General features: G+C 72.1%; 17 protein-coding genes. 5 read left to right on the top strand and 12 right to left on the bottom strand.

The window, feature by feature from the left end:
* Positions 1-67 precede the first annotated feature (67 nt).
* Positions 68-1,162, bottom strand: coding sequence for a hypothetical protein (locus tag ACFZCF_RS17410; RefSeq protein WP_391287147.1), 1,095 nt, complete (start codon positions 1,160-1,162; stop codon positions 68-70).
* 477 nt (positions 1,163-1,639) lie between these two features.
* On the opposite strand from ACFZCF_RS17410, the gene ACFZCF_RS17405 reads away from it, so the two are divergent.
* Both ACFZCF_RS17405 and ACFZCF_RS17400 read left to right on the top strand, forming a co-directional pair.
* On the top strand, positions 1,640-2,218 hold the full coding sequence (locus tag ACFZCF_RS17405) for a TetR family transcriptional regulator (protein ID WP_391287146.1): 579 nt from the start codon (positions 1,640-1,642) through the stop codon (positions 2,216-2,218).
* A gap of 243 nt (positions 2,219-2,461) precedes the next feature.
* Positions 2,462-3,244, top strand: coding sequence for an oxidoreductase (locus ACFZCF_RS17400; protein ID WP_391287145.1), 783 nt, complete (start codon positions 2,462-2,464; stop codon positions 3,242-3,244).
* A 333-nt stretch (positions 3,245-3,577) separates the two neighbouring features.
* Here the strand turns inward: ACFZCF_RS17400 and ACFZCF_RS17395 are convergent, their stop codons facing one another.
* From ACFZCF_RS17395 to ACFZCF_RS17375, 5 genes are all read right to left on the bottom strand, one after another.
* The gene (locus ACFZCF_RS17395; protein ID WP_391287144.1) at positions 3,578-5,212 is read right to left on the bottom strand and encodes a trypsin-like serine protease; all 1,635 of its coding nucleotides are present in this window, start codon (positions 5,210-5,212) and stop codon (positions 3,578-3,580) included.
* 131 nt (positions 5,213-5,343) lie between these two features.
* Positions 5,344-5,844, bottom strand: a complete 501-nt coding sequence (locus ACFZCF_RS17390; RefSeq protein ID WP_391287143.1) for a hypothetical protein — start codon at positions 5,842-5,844, stop codon at positions 5,344-5,346.
* Between the two features lie 140 nt (positions 5,845-5,984).
* A complete protein-coding gene (locus tag ACFZCF_RS17385; RefSeq protein ID WP_391287603.1) occupies positions 5,985-6,380 on the bottom strand; it encodes a hypothetical protein in 396 nt (131 codons plus the stop codon).
* Positions 6,380-9,901: an ALF repeat-containing protein gene (locus tag ACFZCF_RS17380; RefSeq protein WP_391287142.1), complete on the bottom strand. Its 3,522-nt coding sequence runs from the start codon at positions 9,899-9,901 to the stop codon at positions 6,380-6,382. The genes ACFZCF_RS17385 and ACFZCF_RS17380 overlap by 1 nt, the downstream gene beginning before the upstream one ends.
* 968 nt (positions 9,902-10,869) lie before the next feature.
* A complete protein-coding gene (locus ACFZCF_RS17375) occupies positions 10,870-11,865 on the bottom strand; it encodes a LuxR C-terminal-related transcriptional regulator (protein ID WP_388443767.1) in 996 nt (331 codons plus the stop codon).
* A gap of 80 nt (positions 11,866-11,945) precedes the next feature.
* Between ACFZCF_RS17375 and ACFZCF_RS17370 the strand changes: the two genes are divergently transcribed.
* Both ACFZCF_RS17370 and ACFZCF_RS17365 read left to right on the top strand, forming a co-directional pair.
* Positions 11,946-12,242 carry a hypothetical protein gene (locus tag ACFZCF_RS17370; protein WP_391287141.1) on the top strand — a complete coding sequence of 99 codons (297 nt, stop codon included), beginning with the start codon at positions 11,946-11,948 and terminating at the stop codon, positions 12,240-12,242.
* Between the two features lie 341 nt (positions 12,243-12,583).
* Entirely contained in the window at positions 12,584-12,727 is a 144-nt protein-coding gene (locus ACFZCF_RS17365) for a hypothetical protein (protein ID WP_391287140.1), read from the top strand.
* A 436-nt stretch (positions 12,728-13,163) separates the two neighbouring features.
* Here ACFZCF_RS17365 and ACFZCF_RS17360 read toward each other — a convergent pair whose 3' ends face one another.
* Entirely contained in the window at positions 13,164-13,457 is a 294-nt protein-coding gene (locus ACFZCF_RS17360; RefSeq protein WP_391287139.1) for a hypothetical protein, read from the bottom strand.
* Positions 13,458-14,143: 686 nt separating this feature from the next.
* Between ACFZCF_RS17360 and ACFZCF_RS17355 the strand changes: the two genes are divergently transcribed.
* Positions 14,144-15,247, top strand: a complete 1,104-nt coding sequence (locus ACFZCF_RS17355) for a DUF5954 family protein (RefSeq protein WP_391287138.1) — start codon at positions 14,144-14,146, stop codon at positions 15,245-15,247.
* A 91-nt stretch (positions 15,248-15,338) separates the two neighbouring features.
* Here the strand turns inward: ACFZCF_RS17355 and ACFZCF_RS17350 are convergent, their stop codons facing one another.
* The 5 genes from ACFZCF_RS17350 to ACFZCF_RS17330 form a co-directional block, all read right to left on the bottom strand.
* On the bottom strand, positions 15,339-15,623 hold the full coding sequence (locus ACFZCF_RS17350; protein WP_391287137.1) for a DUF3027 domain-containing protein: 285 nt from the start codon (positions 15,621-15,623) through the stop codon (positions 15,339-15,341).
* Between the two features lie 1,271 nt (positions 15,624-16,894).
* A complete protein-coding gene (locus ACFZCF_RS17345) occupies positions 16,895-17,572 on the bottom strand; it encodes a PAS domain-containing protein (protein WP_391287136.1) in 678 nt (225 codons plus the stop codon).
* Between the two features lie 62 nt (positions 17,573-17,634).
* Positions 17,635-18,819, bottom strand: a complete 1,185-nt coding sequence (locus ACFZCF_RS17340; protein WP_391287135.1) for a pyridoxal-phosphate dependent enzyme — start codon at positions 18,817-18,819, stop codon at positions 17,635-17,637.
* A gap of 48 nt (positions 18,820-18,867) precedes the next feature.
* On the bottom strand, positions 18,868-19,518 hold the full coding sequence (locus ACFZCF_RS17335) for a hypothetical protein (protein ID WP_391287601.1): 651 nt from the start codon (positions 19,516-19,518) through the stop codon (positions 18,868-18,870).
* Positions 19,519-19,662: 144 nt separating this feature from the next.
* A complete protein-coding gene (locus tag ACFZCF_RS17330; RefSeq protein ID WP_391287134.1) occupies positions 19,663-20,346 on the bottom strand; it encodes an MBL fold metallo-hydrolase in 684 nt (227 codons plus the stop codon).
* Between the last annotated feature and the right edge of the window lie 93 nt (positions 20,347-20,439).

Below are 20,439 nucleotides of genomic sequence, written 5' to 3'. Positions count from 1 at the left end.
GCCCCGGGCCGGTCCGGGCCGTCCGCCTAGGTCTGGGGCGTCCTGGGTCCGTCCGGGGCGTCATGGGTCAGTCCGAGGGCTCCACGAGGAAGGGATGTACGCGGCCTGCCGTGTGCATCCGGAGGACGACTCCGCGCTCGGGGACGGCACCGCCGTACGCCAGCCAGGCGTGCAGCGCGGAGGCGTACGCGGCCGGATCCGCGTCCGCTCCCTCGCGAGCGGACAGCAGGAACGTGCCGCGCAGCCCTCGGCCGCGTACGACGCAGGTGTCCGGCCCCGTCACGTACACGGCCGTCGAACAGTGGGGGTGCCGCCGCAGGACCTCGGTGGTCCATGAGCCGGGGCCGCCGAGCCGAGGGTCCTCCGCCGGTCCTTCACGCAGAATCACGTCCGCGACGTCGAGGTCGCCCGGGTGGCGCGTCTCCTCGTGCACCGCGAGGTGCGCGTCGCCGGCGGCGTGGGGAGGATGGCCGGCGGACCGCTCGACGGCGATGTCCGCACCCTCCATCCGGGTCCGGACGTGCAAGGAGGCTGTCACCCTTCCCGGCCCGTACGGAGGAAGCGGGAGCGGCTCCAGGGAGGCGGACCCAGCAGGTTCCTGGAGGCGCATCAGCGCGTAGTAGTGCCGGCGGAGCAGTTCGGCGGACCGGCCCGGCTCCGAGGTGACGTACCCGGCGGGCGCCTGCTCCGGACGGTGGGTGGCGATTCCGTGCCGCACCTGGGGGAGGAGCGGCGCGTACGGATCGAGCCGGGGCGCATCTCGCACGAATGCCGCGAGCGGTGCCTCGGCGTCGAGGACGTCCGTCCCGTCCGCGGCGATCAGCACCGGCGTACCCAGCGCGGCGGCGTAATAGGAGACGGCGCCGAAGTCCCCCATGACCAGGTCGGCGGCGAGCAGCGCTTGGCGCCACGCGTGGACGGGGTCGATCAGGATCAGGCCGTTGCGCCGGGCGCGGTCGAGCCAGGCGCGGATCTGGCCGGGCCCGTGCCCGTACCAGATGTTGGGGTGCAGGACCACGGCGAGACGGTAGTCGTCGGTCGGCAGTTCGGCGGCGAGCCGGGGGAGCAGTCCGGGCAGTACGTCCCGGCCGCCGCCGTTGCCGAAGAACCCCTCGGGGTTCCAGGTCGAGTTCAGGACGATCAGTCGCTGTCCCGCGCGCACTCCCCACGCGCGCCGGAACCTATCCCGGTACGGACGCGCGGCAAGCATGCGGTCGAAGCAGGGATCACCGGCGAGAACAGCGGACGGCACGGCCTCCGCGCAGACCCGCTCCAGTCGTTCCAACTGCTCCGGGTGGGAGAGGACGAGTCCGTCGACGTGACCAGCAGCTGGACCCGGAAGTCATCGTGGAACAGCGGAACCAGGTCCATGAGTCGGCCGGCCGAGGTGACGTTGTGAACGACCAGCAGGACCCGGCGCTGGACGGATCGACCTGTCCACAGGTCGGCCCCTTCTCCTACCGGCACGCCGATTGTCTGGGGCTCAGGCCCCACCCGTGACCTCCTGAGCGAACGTGTCGTCGTCGCTCGCCCACCTTATCCGTCCCGAACCGCTCGACCGGGGGTCCGGGACCCGCTCGCCTCCTCCCCGACGACATGTTTTCGACCTCAAGGTCAAAAACGGTGTTACGGTGCCCTCATGGGTAGGCCGAAGCAGTTCGATCCGGACGTGGCGGTGGAGCGCGCGATGGGCGTGTTCTGGCGCAAGGGGTACGCCGCGACGACGCCGCAGGACCTCGTGGACGAGATCGGCATCGGCAAGGGCAGCCTGTACAACGCCTTCGGCAGCAAGCATGCCCTGTTCGAGCGGGCGCTCATGCGGTACCGCGACTCCCAGGCGGCGTGGCTGGAGGCGCTTCTCGATCACCCCGGTACGGCGAAGGACCGCCTGCGGGGCGCGCTGGAGGCGCTGATCGGGCTCGACCTGGGCGACCCGGACCGGCGCGGCTGCATGGCCGTCAACACCGCTGCCGAGTCGGCCCCTTCGGACGCCGGGACGACGGAAACGGTGCGCAGGATGTTCGCGCGTACGGAGAGTGCGTTCCGGGCGACGATCGAGGCGGGCCAGCGGGCCGGCGAGATCGCAGGCGGCCGCGACGCGGCCTCCACGGCCTCCTGGCTGCTCGCGACGGTGATCGGCATGCGGGTCCTGGCGAAGACCGCGGAAGACGCCGCGCAGTTGAGGCGGGTCGTGGACGCGGCGATGGAGGCTCTGTAGGCCTACGCCCGCGTCGGCACCGGCAACCGGCGCAGGCAACGGGAAACGGCAACCGGTGCAGGCAACCGGCACGCACTGATATCGGCAGCCGGAATCGCCACCGCCACCGGAATCACCACCGCCACCGACGCCGACACGGGAGTCCATGTCGACACGGAAGTCCACGCCGACACCGCCGACCGATGCCCACTTTTTTCGGCCTAATTTTGTACCTGCAGTTCAAATAAATCTGAGGAGCCTGACATGGAGCTCGATCTCGCCGGGAAGACCGCCGTCGTCACCGGAGCCAGCCGAGGCGTGGGCCTCGCGATCACGCGGCAGCTCGTCGCCGAGGGGGTCCGCGTCGTGGGTGCGGCCCGTACGATCACGGCCGAGCTGGAGGAGACCGGCGCCCACCCGGTCGCGGTCGACCTGAGCACGTCGGAAGGGGCCGAGGAGTTGGGGGCGCGGGCGTTCGCGGAGCTCGGCGGGGTGGACATCCTGGTCAACAACCTGGGTGGCGGCGACACCTTCACCCTCAACGGGTTCCTCGCGACCGACGACGCCCAGTGGGCGCAGAGCTTCGAGGTCAACCTGTTCGGCACCGTCCGGGTCACCCGCAGGCTGCTGCCGAGCCTCCTGGAGCGCCGCGGTTCCGTGGTGAACATTTCCTCGATGAGTGCCCGCCTGCCGGGCACGGGCCCCATCGAGTACGGCGTCGCGAAGGCGGGGCTCAACGCGTTCGGCAAGGCGCTGTCCGAGGAGTTCGGCCACCAGGGCGTACGGGTGAACACGGTCTCTCCCGGCCCGACGCGTACCGGCATGTGGGAGGACGTCGACGGCTTCGGCGCCCGCCTCGCGGAGGCGAACGGTGTCGGGCACCGCGAGTTCCTGGCCGGGGTGCCCGCGGCGATGGGTATGACCACCGGACGCATGGTCGAGGTCGAGGAGGTCGCGTCCGTCGTCGCGTTTCTCGTCTCGGACCGCGCGGCAAGCGTCACCGGCGCCGACTACGTCGTCGAGGGCGGCGGCATCAAGACGGTGTGAGTCGACCGGCCCGCCGGGGCGGTGAGGAGGCTCAAGCCCCAGCGGCTGCCCGTCCAGCTGCGGGCACGGCCGGGAGGCCGGCACGGCAGGGGCAGGGCACGGGCGCGCGCAGACGCGCGCATGGACACAGGCGGGGACACGGGCACAGCCGGGGACGCGGGCGCCGGTGCGTCGTCGCGCGGCCGGATCGCCGACCGCCGGGGTTCCGGCCCGCCGACAAGCCCCCTCCCATACCGCTCATGCGGGCGCCCCCGGCACTCGCAGTGCCGGGGGCGCCCGCATTCCGCGGCGTGGCGGTGCACGGCTCGAAGCCGGGCGGTGCCTGCCCTGGGGTCAGCCGGTGTAGGTGGCGGTGATGGCGACGTCGCCGGGGGTCCCGGTGATCCCCACGAGGGGCGCCGGCACCGTCGCGTTCCAGGTGCGGTCGGTGTGACGGGTGGTGTGGAGCAGCTTGTTGTCGGTGGTGGTGACGGCGACCTGGAGCTCGCCGTTGACGGCGGCCGCGGAGACGGACTTGGCGGTCACCGAGCCGAGGACGCCCTTGAGGTCGCCCCAGGCGGCCCACGTCCCGTTGAAGTTGCGGATGGTGTGGTACTGGCGGGTGCCGTTGTCGGTGGCGATGACGAGGTGGGCCTCGTCGCCGGTGCCGGCCATGCTGAGGGAGGTCACCGGGCCGGTGGCGCCGACGGCCTGGGCGACGTTGCCCCAGCCGAGCCAGGTCCCGCTGGTCTGGCGGATCGTGTGGTACGGCTTGCCGCCGCTGACGATGCCGACCTGGAGTTCGCCGCGGACACTGGCGGTCGCCGCCGCGGTCACGCCGGTGAGGGAGCCGTTGATCTGGCGGAAGGGGGTCCAACTGCCCGCGCTGTTGCGGACGGTGTGGAAGGCCTTGCCGTCGGCGACGGCGACGACGTGGAGGTCGTGACCGATGGAGACGGCGGAGACCTGGGTGAGGTTGCCGAGGGCGTTGGCCACGGCGAACACGTCCCCGAAGGTGCCCCAGGTGCCGTCCGGCTTGCGGACGGTGTGGAACAGGCCGCCGCTGGTGCTGACGGCCAGCACGTGGGTGTCGCCGTTGATGCCGGCGGCAGCCGTGCTGCGGATCCCGCCCAGGCTGCCGATCTTGGACTGGAGGTCGGTGTATCCGGTCCAGGAGCCGTCGGGCAGCCGAACGGCCTGGTAGAGGCTGGTGCCGGCCTGCACCAGGGCCTTGGTCTGCCAGCCCGGCGTCGTGGCCCGCACCCCGTCGATCCACTCGCGCAGCCCGTCGGTGCGGGCCGCGATGGCACCGGTACGGGTCTCCGCGGGGTCCGCGCCCAGGCAGCCGCCCTGCCAGGAACGGCTGTTGACGCCCACGAGCTCGCCGGCGGCGTTCAGGAGCGGCCCGCCGGTGTCGCCCTTGCAGACGGCGTCGGTGCCCTTGCCCGTGATGGTCAGCGTGGTGGCGTCGGCCGCGTTCAGGGTGAACGCGCCCGTGTGGGCCTTGCCCGGGGCCCACTCGGTCTTCGTCCGCCCGAGGCCCACGGCGGTGAGGTCGGCGTTCACCGCCGGGGCGGCGGACGCCGTCGTGATGCCCGCGGGGCCGGCGGCGGGGGTCTTGAGACGGGCCATGACGACGTCCCGGTCGGTGCGCGGGACCAGCTCGGCGACCTCGATCCGCTTGCCGTCGCCGAGGACCACGGTGGACTTCAGCGCGGGAGCACCGGCCGGCAGCGTGGTGCCGGGCGTCGCGGCGAAGCAGCTGGAGGCGGTCAGGACCCACGAGGCGTCGACGAGGGAGCCGGTGCATCCGCGGCCGGTCGCCTCGTCGCCGATGTTCAGCTTGACGACGGAGGCGTGCTGGCCGGCCGCCGCCTCCGGACCGGAGACGGCGTGGACGGCGCCGGCGGGAACGAGGCCGGCGGCGACGGCGGTCGTGGTGACGAGCAGGCCCGGGAAGAGGGCGGTGCGCGGACGGAGTGCAGACATGTGCGGTTTCCTTCAGGAACGGGATGAGGTGGACGAATGCGCCGGAGTCCGGCCGTGCGGGCACCGGGCCGGTGACCGGCCGGTGACGCCGGGCACGGCGGGGACCGGAAGAGCCCGGCGGTCGGAGCGGGCTACTTGGAGACCCGGATCTCGACCAGGACGTGCTCCCGGCCGTCCACGGACTCGCCGACCCCTTCCCACGTCTTCGCGGGGATGTCGTACTCGGCGTGGTCTTCCTCGGCGGTCATCGACAGGTGGGTGTTGACGGAATCGTCGGTCCGCACGCCGTGCACCGACGGGATCTCCAGGGTCAGGAAGCCCTCGTCGGCGGTGACCTTGAAGCACACGTCCGCCCGGTCGCGGGCGAGGAACATGAGGAGGTTCTCCTCGCTGCGGCAGTCGGCGAGCACGATGTGGCCGTCGCCCCGCTTGAGGACGATCCCCTGTTCGGCCAGGATCTTGTCGGCGTCGGGGTAGTTGTAGTCCTCGATGGCGTACCCGGGCCCCGTCTCGGCGACGAGTTCGCCGACGGGAGCGGCGGAGGGCTGGCCCGAGGCCACCACGGCCCAAGCCAGCGCACCGGCCACCATCGCGCTTCCCACCGTGCGCGTCCATGCCTTGCGTGCGTTCATCACAGTCCTCGATCTCCTCGAAGTCGATTTCAAAAGTCGGGATCGCAGGGGGCGGAGAGGGTTCTCCGCGGCCCCTTGCCTTGCTGAAAGGAAGAGGGAATCCGACCGAAGGGCCGAACCCCGTGAGACGGCGGCGGCCGCTACGGCGCCGCTGTTCTGGTGAGCTTCAGGGAGGCCGGCCCGTCCGGATCCGGACGGAACTCCACCGCGTTCGCCCCGCTCGGGTACAACTGGACGCCGGCGATCGGGCCGAGCCCGCCGCTGTCGACCGACAGGTAGACGAAGTCGCTGCCCGCCCGGCCGCCGAGCCACTCCCAACGGCCGCTGAAGTCGACGGGGCCGGAGGAGCCGTCCGCCACCACGTCCACCGCGGAGAACGTCCCGTCGGACTCGAGCCGCAGCTCGGCCCCCGCCCCCTCGTTGCGGTACACACCGGGCAGCTCGCCGGGGTCGACGGAGCCCGCGCACCCCGAGACGAGCGCCACGACGGCGGCCAGGAGGGCGACGAGCCGCCCGGCGCCCGCCCTCCCGGGCATCACGGCCCCAGCGTGACGTCGAACTCGATGACCTGGGTCTTCGGCGACATCGGACCGGAGTCACCCACGATCTTGTCGATGAGCGAACCGACGTTGTTGCTCCACCAGTCCGTGTAGCCGATGACCGGGGGATGGGTCGCGGACTCGATGTCGGACTCGTTGTAGGCGGTGTACCGCCACACGACGGAACCGTCCGCGTTCTTGCGGATGGGCGTCATCCGGACCTGGTGGGAACCCAGGAACGTGTACGCGAGGTTCCCCGTCAGGCCGGCCGTGGAGAGCGTTCCGTAGTCCTGGAGGTACTTCCACGCACCGTCGAACCCGCCCAGGGAGTAGTCGTACTTGAGCGTGCGACCCAGCTCGTACTCGCCCGTACGCGTACGGTTGGCGAAGAAGGCGAGCGCCTCCTGGGTGTGCTCGTGCTCACGGTAGACCCGGGTGAAGTCGTCGTTCGGCCCGAAGCACTGCGACGTGGGGCCCTTGCCGGTCAGCCAGCTCCAGCCCAGCTCCCACGGGTTGGTGCCGTTGCCGGACTCGATGGGGCTGCCGAACGGGGTCAGGCAGCTCTCGGCGCCCTCCGGCAGGCCGTTCGTGCCCGGCTTGATGGGCGTGGTCGCGTTGGCCAGCGCCTTCTGGATCGCCTCCTGCCTCGCGGCCTCGATGACGAGGTGCTTGGCCTGCAGCGCCGAGGCGGCGGCCGCCGCCGCGCTCGCGCCCGCCGCCAGCGAGGCCTGGCGGGCCGCCGCGGCCGACGCCGCGGCGTTCGCGGCGTGCGAGGCGGCCTCGGTGGCCGACCGCACCGCACGGGTCGCCGCACTGCGGGCCACACTGCTCGCCTGACGCGCCGCCGCGGCCGCCTGACGCGCGGTCTCGGCGGAGCGGGCGGCCTGGGCCGCGGACCCTTCGGCGGCCTCGGCGTTCTTCCGCGCCTCCTCGGCGGAGAGCTTCGCGGCCGCGGCGTACCCCTTCGCGAGCTCGGCCCACTCCGTCGCCTTCGCGGCGGCGTCGCGCGCCAGGGCAGCGGCCTCGGAGGCCCGTGCCGCGTTCTCCTGCGCCTCCTGGGCCGTCTTGGCCGCACCCGCGATCATCGCCCGCACGGCGCTGATGTGCGTGGCGTGGTCGTGGTCGATCCGCGCGAACTCGTACTGCGTGGTGCCGACGAACTGGCGCAGCATGTGCGTGTCGCCCTCCAGGGCGATCGCGGCGGCAGCCCTGACGTAGGGGCCTCCGTTGCGCAGCAGCGTGGTGGCCGCCACCTCGTCGTCCTCGTGGACGGCCTTGGTCCGCTCGACGTGCAGGAAGTCGTGCAGGGCCCGGGCGGTGCCCGCCTCCAGCGCGGCCACGGCCGCACGCCGTACCGCCGAGCCGATGGTGCCGTCGGCCAGGACCGTCGTCACCTCGACCCGGTTGTCCTCCTTGGCCGCCTCGATCGCCCCGGTCTCCAGGAACGTCCTGACCTTGGCGTGGTCCTCGGTCCTGAGCACGTCCACCGCGGCCAGTGCCACGTTCTTCGTGGAGATCGCGGCCATGGCGGCGACGTTCTCGATGTTGTCCTGCTGCAGGGCGATGAGGCGATCGGCGTCGATCCAGTGGACGACGTCCTCGTCCGAGCCGGCCAGCGCGAACTCCGCGGCCTGCCGCGTCCACGTGCCCGACCGGTCGACGAGCCCGATCGCGGCCTTGCGCCCGGCCGCCACCGCGTCGCCGGTCCTGCCGTCCTTCAGTGCCGCCTCCGCCGAGGCGATGAGCGCGAGCAACTCATCGGACAGCCGCGCCTCCTGCGTCCGCTCCCGGTTGTACCGGGCGAGCTGGTCCGTCTCGGCGTCCGCCTCCAGGCGCGCCCGCTCGATCGCCTCGGCGGTCTCCTCGGCCAGCCGGGCGGATTCGGCCTGCCTGGCCGCCTGTTCCACCTCGCGTGCCTTGTCGACCGCCGCGGCGGCCTTGTTCGCCGCCTCGACGGCCGCGTTGGCGGCCTCGGTCGACCGGTTGGCGTAGTCGACCGCCTGACCCGCGTGGTTCGCCGCGTCCAGAGCCCGCGCGGCAGCCTTCTCGGCGTGGTCGGCGGCACTCTCCGCCGCTTCGCGCGCCACATGGGCGGCAGCCGCCGCCTGTCCGGCCAACGTCCGGGACTGGGCCGCGGCCTGCGTCGCCCTGGCGGCGGCCGCCTCCGCCACAGCGGCTTCCCGCTGCGCGACGGCGGCCTCGGACCCCGCGGCACCGGAGGCCGCGGCCGCGTCGGCCGACGCCCTGGCGGCCGCAGCGGCGTTGACCGCCGACCCGGCGGCGGCCGACCCGGCGGCCTCGGCCGCTTCCGCGGCGACGGCGGCCAGACCCGCCTTCTGCGCCACCGTGCGGACGTACTGCACCATGGCCGTCGCCGCCCGCGCCGCCACCCGGGCCGCCTCCGCCATCGAAGCGTCCCTCGACGCTCCGATCGCCGCGTGGTAGGCCTGAGCCGCGGCCCGCCCCGCCGCCGCGGCCGCCGCGGCGGCCGCCTGCGCGGCCGCCACGCAGCGCTGCGAGGCGGCCTGCGCGGTCCGCGACGCCGACACCGCCGTCGACGCCGCAGCCGCCGCGCCCCTGGCAGCCTGAGCCGCCTTGTTCGCAGCCCGGGCGGAGCGCTGGACGTCGTTCTCGGCGGCCTCGGCCTCGGCCTTCGCCTCCAGCGCCGCCTTCTTCGCGTCCTCGGCGGCCTTGACCGCCTGCTGGGACAGCTCGACGGCCTCGTCCGTCTTGCGGCCGGCGCGCTGCCCCTCCGCCTCGACGACCTTGACCAGCTGCTGGATCGTCGCCGTCTCCTCGTCACGGGCCCGGGCGATGTACTGGCCCGTCTCCAGGAACCAACGGATCGCCCGCGGCGACCCGTCGTCCAGCGCCCGCTGTGCGTACACCCGCACCTGCGGCGACGCCGTCACCAGGATCGACGTCACCCGCACCCGCTCGTCCTCCTCCTGAGCGGTGAACTGCCGGCCGCTCAGGAAGGCGCGGAGCGCGAAGTCCGACCCGGCGTCAAGCGCGGCGGCACCCTCGCGCTTCACCGCACGGCCCCCGTGCGCCATGACCGTGGTCACGGCCACCCTGAGGTCCTCGCGCACCGCCGCCTGGAACCCGCCCATGAGATACGCCTCGACCGCTGCGGCACCTCCGGACAGTGCCGTACCGATGCTCTCGCGGGTCGCCCTGCCCGCCATCACCAGCGACCTCGTGAGCGTGAACCGGTTGTCCTCCGCCCGGGCCACGGGCAGCCTCTCCGCGAGGAACGCCGCCACGTCCGCCGCACTCCCCACCAGGGCCGCGGCGGCCGCGGCCCGCACCGCCCGCCCGCCCGTCCGGTACGCCCAGACGACCCGGCCCCGGTCGGTGTTCGGCAGACCGGACCCCTCGGGCAGCGAGCCGGCCCCGCCCGCCGCGTACGCCGGCCGGCTGAGCACGGTGCACTCCGGCAGCACACACGCTGCCGCCACCCCCGTGAACGCGGCGAGCATCTGACGTCTGCTGAACTGTCGTGAACGCTGAGCCATCACGACTCCCTTCCCCTGCGGTGTGATCCCTGCCAGGACGTGCTCCCGGCCCGACGGACCCTCGTGGTCGGTGGCCGCATCCGGGACGTCGCGTCGGGCTCCGGATACCAGCCCCGCGGTGACGTGCCCTGCGGCATGCCGGCCGGGTCACGCTGCGCTCCCTGGCGGCGATCACCACTCTCGGCGCACCGGCAACCCCAGGGGAAGGGAGATCGGATGGCCGGAAACGTCCCTGGCCAGATCTGGCCGGACGGGGGGTCCGACGGGCGTCCCGGCGCGCGTCGGTGAGGCCTGACCCTGGCCGGATCTGGTCCGACGGGCTTCCTGACGCACGTCGGCGAGGCCTGTCCCTGGCTAGATCTAGTCCAACGGGCGTCTGACGCACGTCGGTGAGGCCTGTCCCTGGCCGGATCAGGGCCAATGGGTTTCCTGACACACGTCGGCGAGGCCTCAGCAGGCCGCGCGCGCGTCAAGTGGGAGCGGACGCCCGCGCAGTCGAGAACACCGGACGCCGCGCCACGCCGACGGCTGAGGGGGAGCCCCGCACACCAGGCCGTCCCTCGTCGCCGAGTCGTACGAGAAGCCGCGGGGCCCGGCCGCAGGACCGCAGGGCCACCTCCACCGAGACCGCGGGGTCCGGCCGGAGGACCGCAGGGTCACCTCCACCGAACTGGACACTTGTGGTCCAGGCCCCTTCAGGCCAGCGGACCCGGCTTCCGAGGACGGCGGGACACGGAAAGACTGGGGCCGTCGGCCGGTGGCACCGACATCGCGGCGCCACCGCCACGCCCCTCGACCACCGCTCTCTCCGACACCACCCCTTCCGGGACCACGATGCCTGCTCACCTCTCAAGGGCCAGCGCCCGCGCGCGCCGGCTGACCGGAGCGACCCCTCGGCCCGGGCGAACTCAGCCCGGTAGTGCGGGCGGCCGTACGCCACAGCGTGGCTGTGCGGGAAGCCGTCCGTCTCAGCCCGGCTGCGCGGGCAGCCATCCGTGTTGCACGGCCCGTACACCCGCCTCGAACCGGCTCCGCGCGCCCAACCGCTCCATGAGATCGGTCGCGATCCGCCGGGCCGTACGAGTGGACACCCCCAGCCGCTTGCCGATCGCCTCGTCCGTGTGCCCCTCGGAGAGCAGACGGATCAGAGCCGTCTCCTGCGCGCTCAGACCGTGGACGTCGCGGACGGGAGCCTCCCCGAGCGGGTGCGCCGCGGCCCACACGCTCTCGTACAGCGCGCACAGCGCGGTCAGCGTTCCCTGCCCGGTCAGCACGACGGCGCCGCCCGCGGTGTCGTCACTGCTCACGGGTATCACGGCGGTCGACCGGTCCACGATGATCAGACGGGTGGGAAGGGTGGCGGCGGTACGGACCTGGCCGCCCAACGAGGCCGTCCAGCGCGCGTACTCCACGGTCGGCCGGTGATGGCGGACGCTGTCCAGGTACACCACCCTGGACCGCACGCCGCGCCCCAACAGCTCGGCGTCCAGCGGGCGGGACGCGGCGATGTTCTCCTCCGTCTGGGGCCCGCCGGGTGCGAAGGTCATGACCTCGTGGCGGACTTCACGGGTGAGCTGGGCGAGCCGGTCCCGGATCCGGTCCAGGCCGATCAACTGCTCGACGCCCGGGCTGGCGCCGGCGGGCCGAAGGTCCGCGTACTCGGAGATCAACTGGGCGGCTGCCGCGCGGGAGGCCTCCAGCCGCTGCTGCTGGGCCGCGATCTGGGCCTGCTGGCGAGCCATCAGGACTTCCATCCCGAGGTCGGGCGAGACCGCGCGCAGCCCGCCGCCTCCGGCCGACGGCCGAACGAGCGCGAGCTCGCTCAGCACGTCGAGTCCGTCACGTACCTGCTGTTCCGTCGCGCCGACACGGGCGGCCAGGGCCGCGACCCCGCCCTCCGGATCGGCCAGCATGGCCCGGTAGACGACCTCCGCCATCGTGTCGAGCCCCAGCGCAGACAGCATGAAATTCCCCCCGGAAGTGCACATCCCCAGCACAAAAAAGATCATCATAAGCCCGCATCGGGAGGCAGAAGGAAGGGGTCATGTACCTCGTTCACGCGCATTTGCGACCATCCGCCCAAGCCGGTGACCTGCCACCCGACGTGCGCGCCCTCGTCTACGGATGCGCCCGCCCCGAGGACGGCGTCGAGCACGTCAGCGTGCACGACGACCCCTCGTCGGCACCGGTGCTGGGCCTCTTCCTCGTGACCGACTCACTGGCCCGGGCGGAAGCGACCGCGACAGCCGTCTGCACCCGACTGCTGGAGAGCCACCCCGCGTTCTCGGGCTGGACACTCCTGCGCGCGGAAGCGCCCCTCATCGTCGTAGACGGCCAGTAGGACCGACCTGGCCCCGCTCGGCGCGACAGACGGTAGGGGATGGGGGACAGGGGACGGGGGTGGGGGGACTGGGGACGAGGGCAGGGCCCACCACGCTCGCCGCCCGCCCGCCCACCCCTCCACGAGAGCCGCCCCTCCCCCCCGGCGGGTGGACACAAACGGCCCCCGCCACTTCCGTCCACCCGCCGGCTCTTCCACCTCCGCCGACGTGCAGCGAAAGTAGTCCTTGCCCGACGGACACCGCTCCCGAAGGCCCCCGGACCGGAAAGCGCCACCGCGGGTCGCGGCCGGTCCCGCCCGGACACCCGACACACCGTCAACTTCGAGAAACGGAAACACCCATGTCCCTCACGCGCATCGCCCAGGCCGCCGCGGTCCTGACCCTCGCGCTCACCGCGCCCCTGTTCGCCGCCACCACGTCAGCCGCGGCACCCGCCCCGTCCGTCCCCACGACCACGGCACAGGACAACATGGGCTGGCAGTAGAAGCACCGCGACGCACACCGAACGGACCGGCGCGCACTTTCCGTCCACGCGCCCCGTCGGCCCCTACGAGCGCCGCGCCCAGGTTCCTCCTCGCTCGAGGCGACCCCACCGCACGCCCTCCCGGCCGTAGGCGCCACAGGCCCACGCCCCGGAACAACGGAAGCCGGGCCGAGAGCGGTGCTCGCGTCTCACCTTCCGGTTCCGTGAGCGCCGGGACGGATTTGAGGACAACGCCCCGCGGTCGCCCCGCGGATCAAGGCATCCTTGACGCGACTGGCCAGGACACCTCGGCTGCCGCGGCCGACCGACGAGCCCGCCCATCTCCCAGGCGCATCGACACAACTTTTCGCCGGGACTGCTCCTCTACGAGTCTGCCCCCCTTTGGAGGGCGAGCCGACGACCCCGTACGCCGCCCGGGTGTCGGGTGGCTGGATGGTCAGAAGCCGGTCACGACCGGCAGCGCGTCGGAGCGGCCGTAGGTGAGGACGCGCTGAAGCGCCTCTTTCATCCGGGCCACCTTCTCGGCCGGTGCCTGGAGGACCGCTTCGACGACCGGGTCGTCCAGGCCGAGGTCGTCAAGATGGGCCGGGGCGAACGCCAGCCGCAGGAGATCGCCTTCGCACTCGACCATGCGCAGGCATCCGTAGGCGGTGTTCTGGTCGGGTGTGACGACGCAGTACGAGTCCATGCCCAGCGGGATCTCCTGCCCGTCCGGCTCCCCCCCCACCACCCTGGAACTCCAGCGCGAAGTCCTCCTCTGCGTCCGATTCGGCGAGCCCGGCCAAGGGCACGTAGACGCCGGGTGGGAAGTTGTCGTGCCATCCGTAAGCGACGGTTGCAACAAATCGGTGGGGCATACGGGCGTTCTATCAGCTGGATCGCGCCCGGCGAGTATGTGTGAGGCAGAACCGACCGACCTGCGGAGAGCCGTGCATGAACCGGGTGGCGAGATGGTGGCGTCGCCCCTGCGCCTGCCCCTGCCGCTGTCGCCCCAGACCCCGACGCCGACACACCGGTTGATCGCGCGGTCGGGACCGGCGGGGAGGGTAGCGCCGATGCTGGTGAGCGCGGTCAGGAGGGCGGTTTCCTGTTCCGGGGTGGGGCGGAGGAAGGCACTCCTGGTGAGGGGTGCCGGCGTGGCCGTGGCGGCTTCGGCGCCGTGCTGTCCGAGGGGGTGGCCGGTGGGTTGTCGGCAGCGCCGCACGCGGTGAGCGGGAGTGTGGCGGCGGCGGGGAGGCGGATGGTCGTCGTGCGCACATGCATACGGGTGTGGCCGAAGCACCCCACGACGCGGGACACAGCCACCGCTGCGACGAGGCTCTGCGGGCCCCTGCCGGAACGTCCTCTCGACCCACGACGAGGTGGAAATTTGCGGAATCCGCGCTGCGCGTGCACCGGGGCCGCGACGATGGGGGCATGAGCGAACAGGACGCGGGGCCGGGGGAGTGGCCGGTGGTGGTGAGGGTTCCGGTGGAGCCGGTGGAGGCCGCGATGGAGGCTGACGCCCGCGACGCCGCGGCGCGTCACAGCGGGTTGGCCGTACGGGGCCCGCTGTTCGGCGTCGCCGCGCAGGACCGGGACGGCGGGCGGCGGTGGAGGGTGGTCGTCGAGGTCACCCACGGCTGTCCGCAGCAGGCCCGGGACGCGCTGAACTCCCTGCTCTGGTTCCAGGCGAAGGACGAGGCGCAGAACCGAGAGGAACGCCGCGCGCTGCTGGCGGCGGTCGCCCGTCTGGAGAAGGAGCCCGTCGACGAGCTGACCGTGCTCGGCACCCGCTACCGCGTCGTGCGGGCCGAGGAGTACGCGGCCGTCGACGAACACGGCGCCATCGAAACGCCGCGGCCCACCGACCCCGAACCCCTGACCCCCGACTGGAATCCCGGCTCCCGCAGCCCGCGGGTCGACGACGGCCTGGTCCTGGACCCGGACGCACCCCTCTCCCCGCTGCAGGCGGCGGAACGCGTCGCCCTGCGCCCCCTGGCCTACAGCGGGGCCCGCTTCCCCGACGCGGTCCTCGCCGATTCCGCACGGGCCGTGGAGAGCCATCCGGACGTCCTGCTGATGCCGGCAGGGTTCCTGATCGTCGAGCGATCCGGCGATGGCCCCTGGTTGCCGGGCAGCAGCCTCCACACCACCGCTCACGGCGCCCGCCGCACCCTGGACTTCGCCCTGATCTGGATGGAACCACGCACCCGCGGCCTGATCTCCTACGACGCCGACCGCACCGTCGACGCCCGCCGCCCGCCCGTCGGCACCACAGGCAAGGCAGCCGCGGAACTCAAGGAATACGCGGAGGCCGCGGACAGACTGCGCACCGGCCGCTGCGACCAGGTCGAGGCCCGCGGCACCGTCTACCGCATCGGTCGCTCCCGACGTCTGCTCCGCTGGGGCCCCGACGGGCCGGAAGGCCCCCGTCCGTCCGACGTCGCCAGCCAGGCCCCGGCGGTGCTCCATCCGCCCCTCGACGAGGACGGCACGGTCCACTTCGACCAGCCCGCCGGCGACGACCCCACCTCCTGACACGGAGACGACTTTCTGCGAATGAGGTCCGTGGCGAAGGCGTCATACACCTGAGACGGCAGGACGCGGCCGGCGCGGAGCGCGTCCTGGTTCAGCCGAAGGCCCCATCGTCACGGACCGAGAAGTGTTCACACCCGTCGTGCTCAAAACGCACCCGCCCGTCGAAGGGAGAGCCGGTGCGGGTACAGGCTCCCCAGTCCTGACCCAAGTTCCCGCTCAGCGGGATCCAGAACCGGCATCCGCCGCACTGCTCGTCAAACCATTCCTCCCGGTAGCCGGGGACCCCCGTGGAACGGTTGAGCTGCTGCAACCAGCGTCTGTGGACGTCGTCGCCGTCGTCTGCGGTGCCGTACGTCTGCGGCCCACCCACTGTCATCCGTCGCCCGCCCCCACTCGCCGTACGTACAACGTCACTGTGTACGGAACCGGCGGCCGCCCACCAATCGATTCACCCGAGCCCGATTCAAGTCCCTGGGCATGCTGTGGCTGGCCACGCCGCTCCTGGCTACTCCGTTTCTGGCGGCCGATCTGCGGCCGAATGGCGCCCAGTTGCTGTGGATCACCGATATCTAGGGCTTGCTCACCGCCGGCACCCCCATGTACTGCACGACGGGTCGCTCGGCCTCTCCGCGAAGAGCCTGAGGAGTGACCCCTGCGGGATTCAACCGCAACCTCGGGGGCACCCTGAACTCCATGGCGATCGCCGACACGTCCTCCTGCTACCTCATCGACGCGCTTGGTTCTGTCGGAGCGCTCGCCGACGAGTCCGGCAGCGAGGGCGACCCCCCTTACTCCCCCGGCCCCAGCGGGCGCGTCGGAATCCCGGCACTGGTTCGAAACGGCGACTGCCTGCATCGGCATCGGCATCGGCATCGGCATCGGCATCGTCGGAGCGGCGACCACGGAAGGCGGAGAGGCGATCGTCGACGGAGCTGCTCCGTGGTCGGCCCCCGCCTGCAGGAGAAGACGAAGGGTTGGTACGGGAACTGACGTCCGGCCCTGGTCCGGCGGCTCTTCGTAGTGGGTGCCCAAGGCACGCCCCTGCTTGAGCTTGTTGATGCAGCGCTCGACGACGTCGAGCAACTCGTAGGCCTCACGGTCGAATGCCCGCCGATGGCCACCGAGTCGGTCGCCCCGCTTGATGTCCGTGGGCCGGTGACGGAGGCGCGGCGGCATCGCCGCGCGGATCCCGCGTCGGCGGGGGCGGCCTTCGGACCGGGCGGGTCGAGGAGGCCTTGTCGCCCAGAACCACCTCTGCTGTCGTCTTGGGTCGGGCCGGTCGGCCGGAGCAGGTGCCGGCCGGTCTGCGGCAGGATGTCAGTGCGATGCGTCAGCACGACGGTCGCGCCGGCCGGGCGTGCGTCGACCACTACGGCAGGTGGTGACGGCCCGTCACAGCCGAGGTGAGACTGCCTTTGGCCAGGACCGCTGCCGAACGGCTCCTTCGCTGTGGGGGCACTCTCCGAGTTGAGCGGGAGCTGCACGGATACGGGGGTGACGCCGTTGTTGAGCTCGGCGTGCGTGTCGCGGCCGAGCGGGACGACCACGGCGGTGGCGTCGGCCGGGCGGATGCCGTGGGGGTTGGCCGTCCTGGGGGAGTTGGCCGCGTACCCCCTCCGGGGGATGCGGCGGCCGGTAGTGGGCCGTTCATCGATACGGCTGTTTCGAGTAGTTGTAGACAGTCGCTCGCGAGATGCCCAGCTGGTCGGCGATGAGCTGTGCGGAACTGCGGGTCTCGAAGAAGCCCTCGCGATGCAGCCGACGTACCAGCTCGCGCTTCTGGTCACGGCCGAGGCCACGGGGAGTGGAGGAGCGTTCCGCCGCGAAGGAGTCGATGGCGGAGCGGAGTTCGCGCCCGCTGCGGTCGCGCAGAGTCTCCAGTACCTCGCCTTGGCCTTCGGTTTCGGTGGCGACGAGGTTGGACAGCGTCAGGGCCAGCGGCGACAGCGTACTGACGTCCATGTTCAGGCACAGGGCCGCGACGTACTGTCCCTCGGCGTTCTTGATGCCGATCGACGTGCTCTTGGCCGGGCGTCCGTCGGGGAACTGATTGCTGTAGTTCTGGATGACGCTGGGGTAGTCGGGGTCCGCGATACGGCGCAGGCCCAGTTCGGTGGCGGGGTCGCCGATCTGCCGTCCGGACAGGTTGTTCTCGATGGTGCGGATGGCGTTGTCGGGACGGCGCAGATCGTGCAGGACGACCTCGCACAGTCCTGGGAACATCCGCCCGATCGCGACGGCGATGCGCTCGGCCTCCCGTACGAGGTGTTCGTCGTCCAGTACGCGATGTTCGTCATCCAATACGGGGCGCTCGTCTTTCGGCACGTGGCGCTCCTCTTCCGGTACGGCGGGTTGGGCGGCGCGTTCGTCGTCCCCTCGGCCGCGGGTCATCGGGCGCTGCTCGATTCCTCGGCGTCCTCACCGTGTCCGGCGAACACGGCCGCCATCTTCTCGGCGGACTTCAGTCCCGCGCCGGTGAGGACGACCACGGTCGTCTCGTCCGGAGCGATCTCTCCGGAGGCGATGAAGTGATCGAGTGTTGCCGCGGCGACGCTGCTCGTCGGCTCGGCGTACAGGCCCCGCGCGCTCAGTGCGCGGACCGCGGCGTGGATTTCCGTCTCGGGGACGGCGTAGGCGGCGCCGCGGGAGCGGCGGATGGCCTCCACCGCCTCGGGCAGTCGGACCGGGTGGGCGATCGACGCGCCCTCGGCGATCGTCGGTACGCGCTCGCCGCGGCCTGCCGGGTCGATGCCGTTGAACGTGTCGGCGATGGTCGCCCAGTGCTCGGGCTGACCGACGAACAGGCGCGGGAGCCTGTCGACCTGACCCGCTTGGAGAAGCTCGCGGAACGCGATGTCGCACGCGATGACGTTGCTGCCGGCTCCTGCCACGAGGACCACGTTGTCGGGCGCGGTGAAGCCGAGCGACTCCCACATCTCGTAGGCGATGGTCTTGGTGCCCTGGATGAACATGGGGTGCCAGTTGTGACTGGCGTAGGGGATCTGCTCCGACTGCCGGATCGCCTCGTCCGACACCTCGGCGCGGCTGCCGCTCACGAGTTGGATCTCGGCTCCGTATGCCCGCGCCTGAAGGACCTTGGCCGCCGAGGTGGCGGCGGGGACGATGATCTTGGCTCGGATGCCGGCAGCAGCGGCGTAGGCAGCCACCGCCGAACCGCCGTTGCCCGAACTGTCCTCAAGTACGCGGTCGGCCCCTTGCGCCGCGAGGTGGGAGATCATCACCGTCACGCCCCGGTCCTTGAAGCTGGAGGTCGGGTTGAACCACTCCAGCTTGAAGTGGACTCGTCGCCCGCCCCAGTTGAGGGGGACCATCGGTGTGCACCCTTCGCCCAGACTCACTCGGTGGGCGGCCGGAACGGGGAGAGCCGCGTGGTAACGCCACAGGGACCGTTCGGCGGTGTCGATCTGCTCGGGACGCAGGCCGGGCATTGTACTGACGGCGAGGGGGCCACCGTCCTCGCCCCGCCAACGGGGGTCGTCCAACGGGTAGCGCTTCCCGGATCGGTCGTACAGGTCGGCGGCCGTGACGGCTGAGTGCTTCTCGGCGTCCATAGGCGGGTGGGCTCCTACTCGCTCGACGTGCTGTTCCTGGGGGTCGCGCTACAGCAGACGCGCTGCTGCCCACCTCACGCTAGATGAATATTCTAGATATGGACAGCACGTCCAAGATTCTGGCCGATGCTCCACCCCGAGCCGAACGGGAACGTGCGGCCAAGATCGAAATGAAGCCGTTCTGGTCCTGAAGCGGGGCGGGGCCGCTTCCGAGAGATGCGTGGGGCATAGACCCGAGCCCAAGGCGGCCCGCTCCTCAGCAGCTTGTGTCGAACAACAGGGAACGGCTGCCGCAACAGGTCCAAGCCGCGGCCGGCGCGATCGGTGAGATCGACGGGGACGCCTGCGGTGGACGCCACCACGGTACGCGGCCGCCAGCACGCGGCGGGTGCCCCCGAACCGATCCGCCGTCGGCCCTTGCCGCGCCAACGTGGGACGAGATGCTGGAACGCCCGGACGAGCGCCGTGGGCGAACGTCGTCGCCCGGCTGGTGCAGCTCGCAAGGGCCTGGCTCGTTCCGCTCCGCTCCGCTCCGCGCCTCCGCCGGCACGAGCCGCCTGAGCGCGGACGACGATCAGCGGCTTGAGGTGCTCGCCAACGGCTGTGGCTGGAATCCGAGTTACGGGTCTCCGGGGCGTGCCCGACGTAGGCGACGAGTCGGCCGGCGGTCGAGAAGGCGCCACCGTCACCGCCCTCGATCAGGATGCGGGCTCCGGTCTTGAGGCCGACTCCCCCGCATCGAGGTCAGGGTGGTCGAAAGAGGCTTGGGTTGCCGAGAGAGGATGGTCCCGGCAGCTCGGCCATCCCTGATTCCTTCGGCCGCAGCGGCCGTATCGACGGGCTTTAGAGGGGGGTGTTTCCGTCTGGTGTGAAAGGGGCGCCGTGGCCCGGCACGATCAGGTCCGCGACGGCGAGCACCCGCTGCCGGGAGGCGCGCAGCAGGGCACGGTCCGGGGCGACCGGGTCGTCGGCGGGGCCGGCGGCGTGCCACCACAGGTCGCCGGCGAAGGCGACGACGCCCTCGGCGGTGCCGGCGAGGAGGGTGATGTCCTCGGCGCTGTGTCCGGGGGTGCGGATCAGCCGCAGGGACGGGGAGAGTTGGTGCCCCTCGGCGTCCCGGTTCGTCCACCCGTCGCCGGCGTACTCGACCTGGTGGTCGTGGACCCGGGCGCGGGGGAAGAGGCCGGCGTTCAGGGTGTTGTCCGGGTGGTGGTGGCTGAGCACGACGTCCGTGATGTCGTCGGGGCCGAGTCCGAGTGCGGCGAGCGGGTCCAGGATGGCGCCCACGCCGGCCACCATCCCCGGGTCGAAGATCACGTGCCGGTGGCCCTCCGTGACGTACGAGACGGTGGCCGCGACGCCGGGGCCGGTGGAGCCCACGTAGCCCGTGGTGAGGACGGTGAAGCGGGCGCCTCGGCCGAGCGGTGCGGCGTCGGCGTCGAGGGAGGTGTCGTCCGGGGTGGTGCCGTCAAGGAAGGCGGTGGCGATGGTGGCGTCGGCGGTGGTGTGCGTCGTGTTCGTGGTCATGGGGTCGATCCTGCCGGGGTGGCGCACCGGGGACGAGTGGCACGGATGCCACTGATCGCAGGATCTGTGCCACTCGGGTCGGAGGGCGACCCC

The organism is Streptomyces sp. NPDC007945 (assembly GCF_042958885.1).
Taxonomy (GTDB): Bacteria; Actinomycetota; Actinomycetes; order Streptomycetales; family Streptomycetaceae; genus Streptomyces.
The sequence above is the reverse complement of the archived record's forward strand: the minus strand, read 5'-3'. Positions and strand labels throughout refer to the sequence as shown.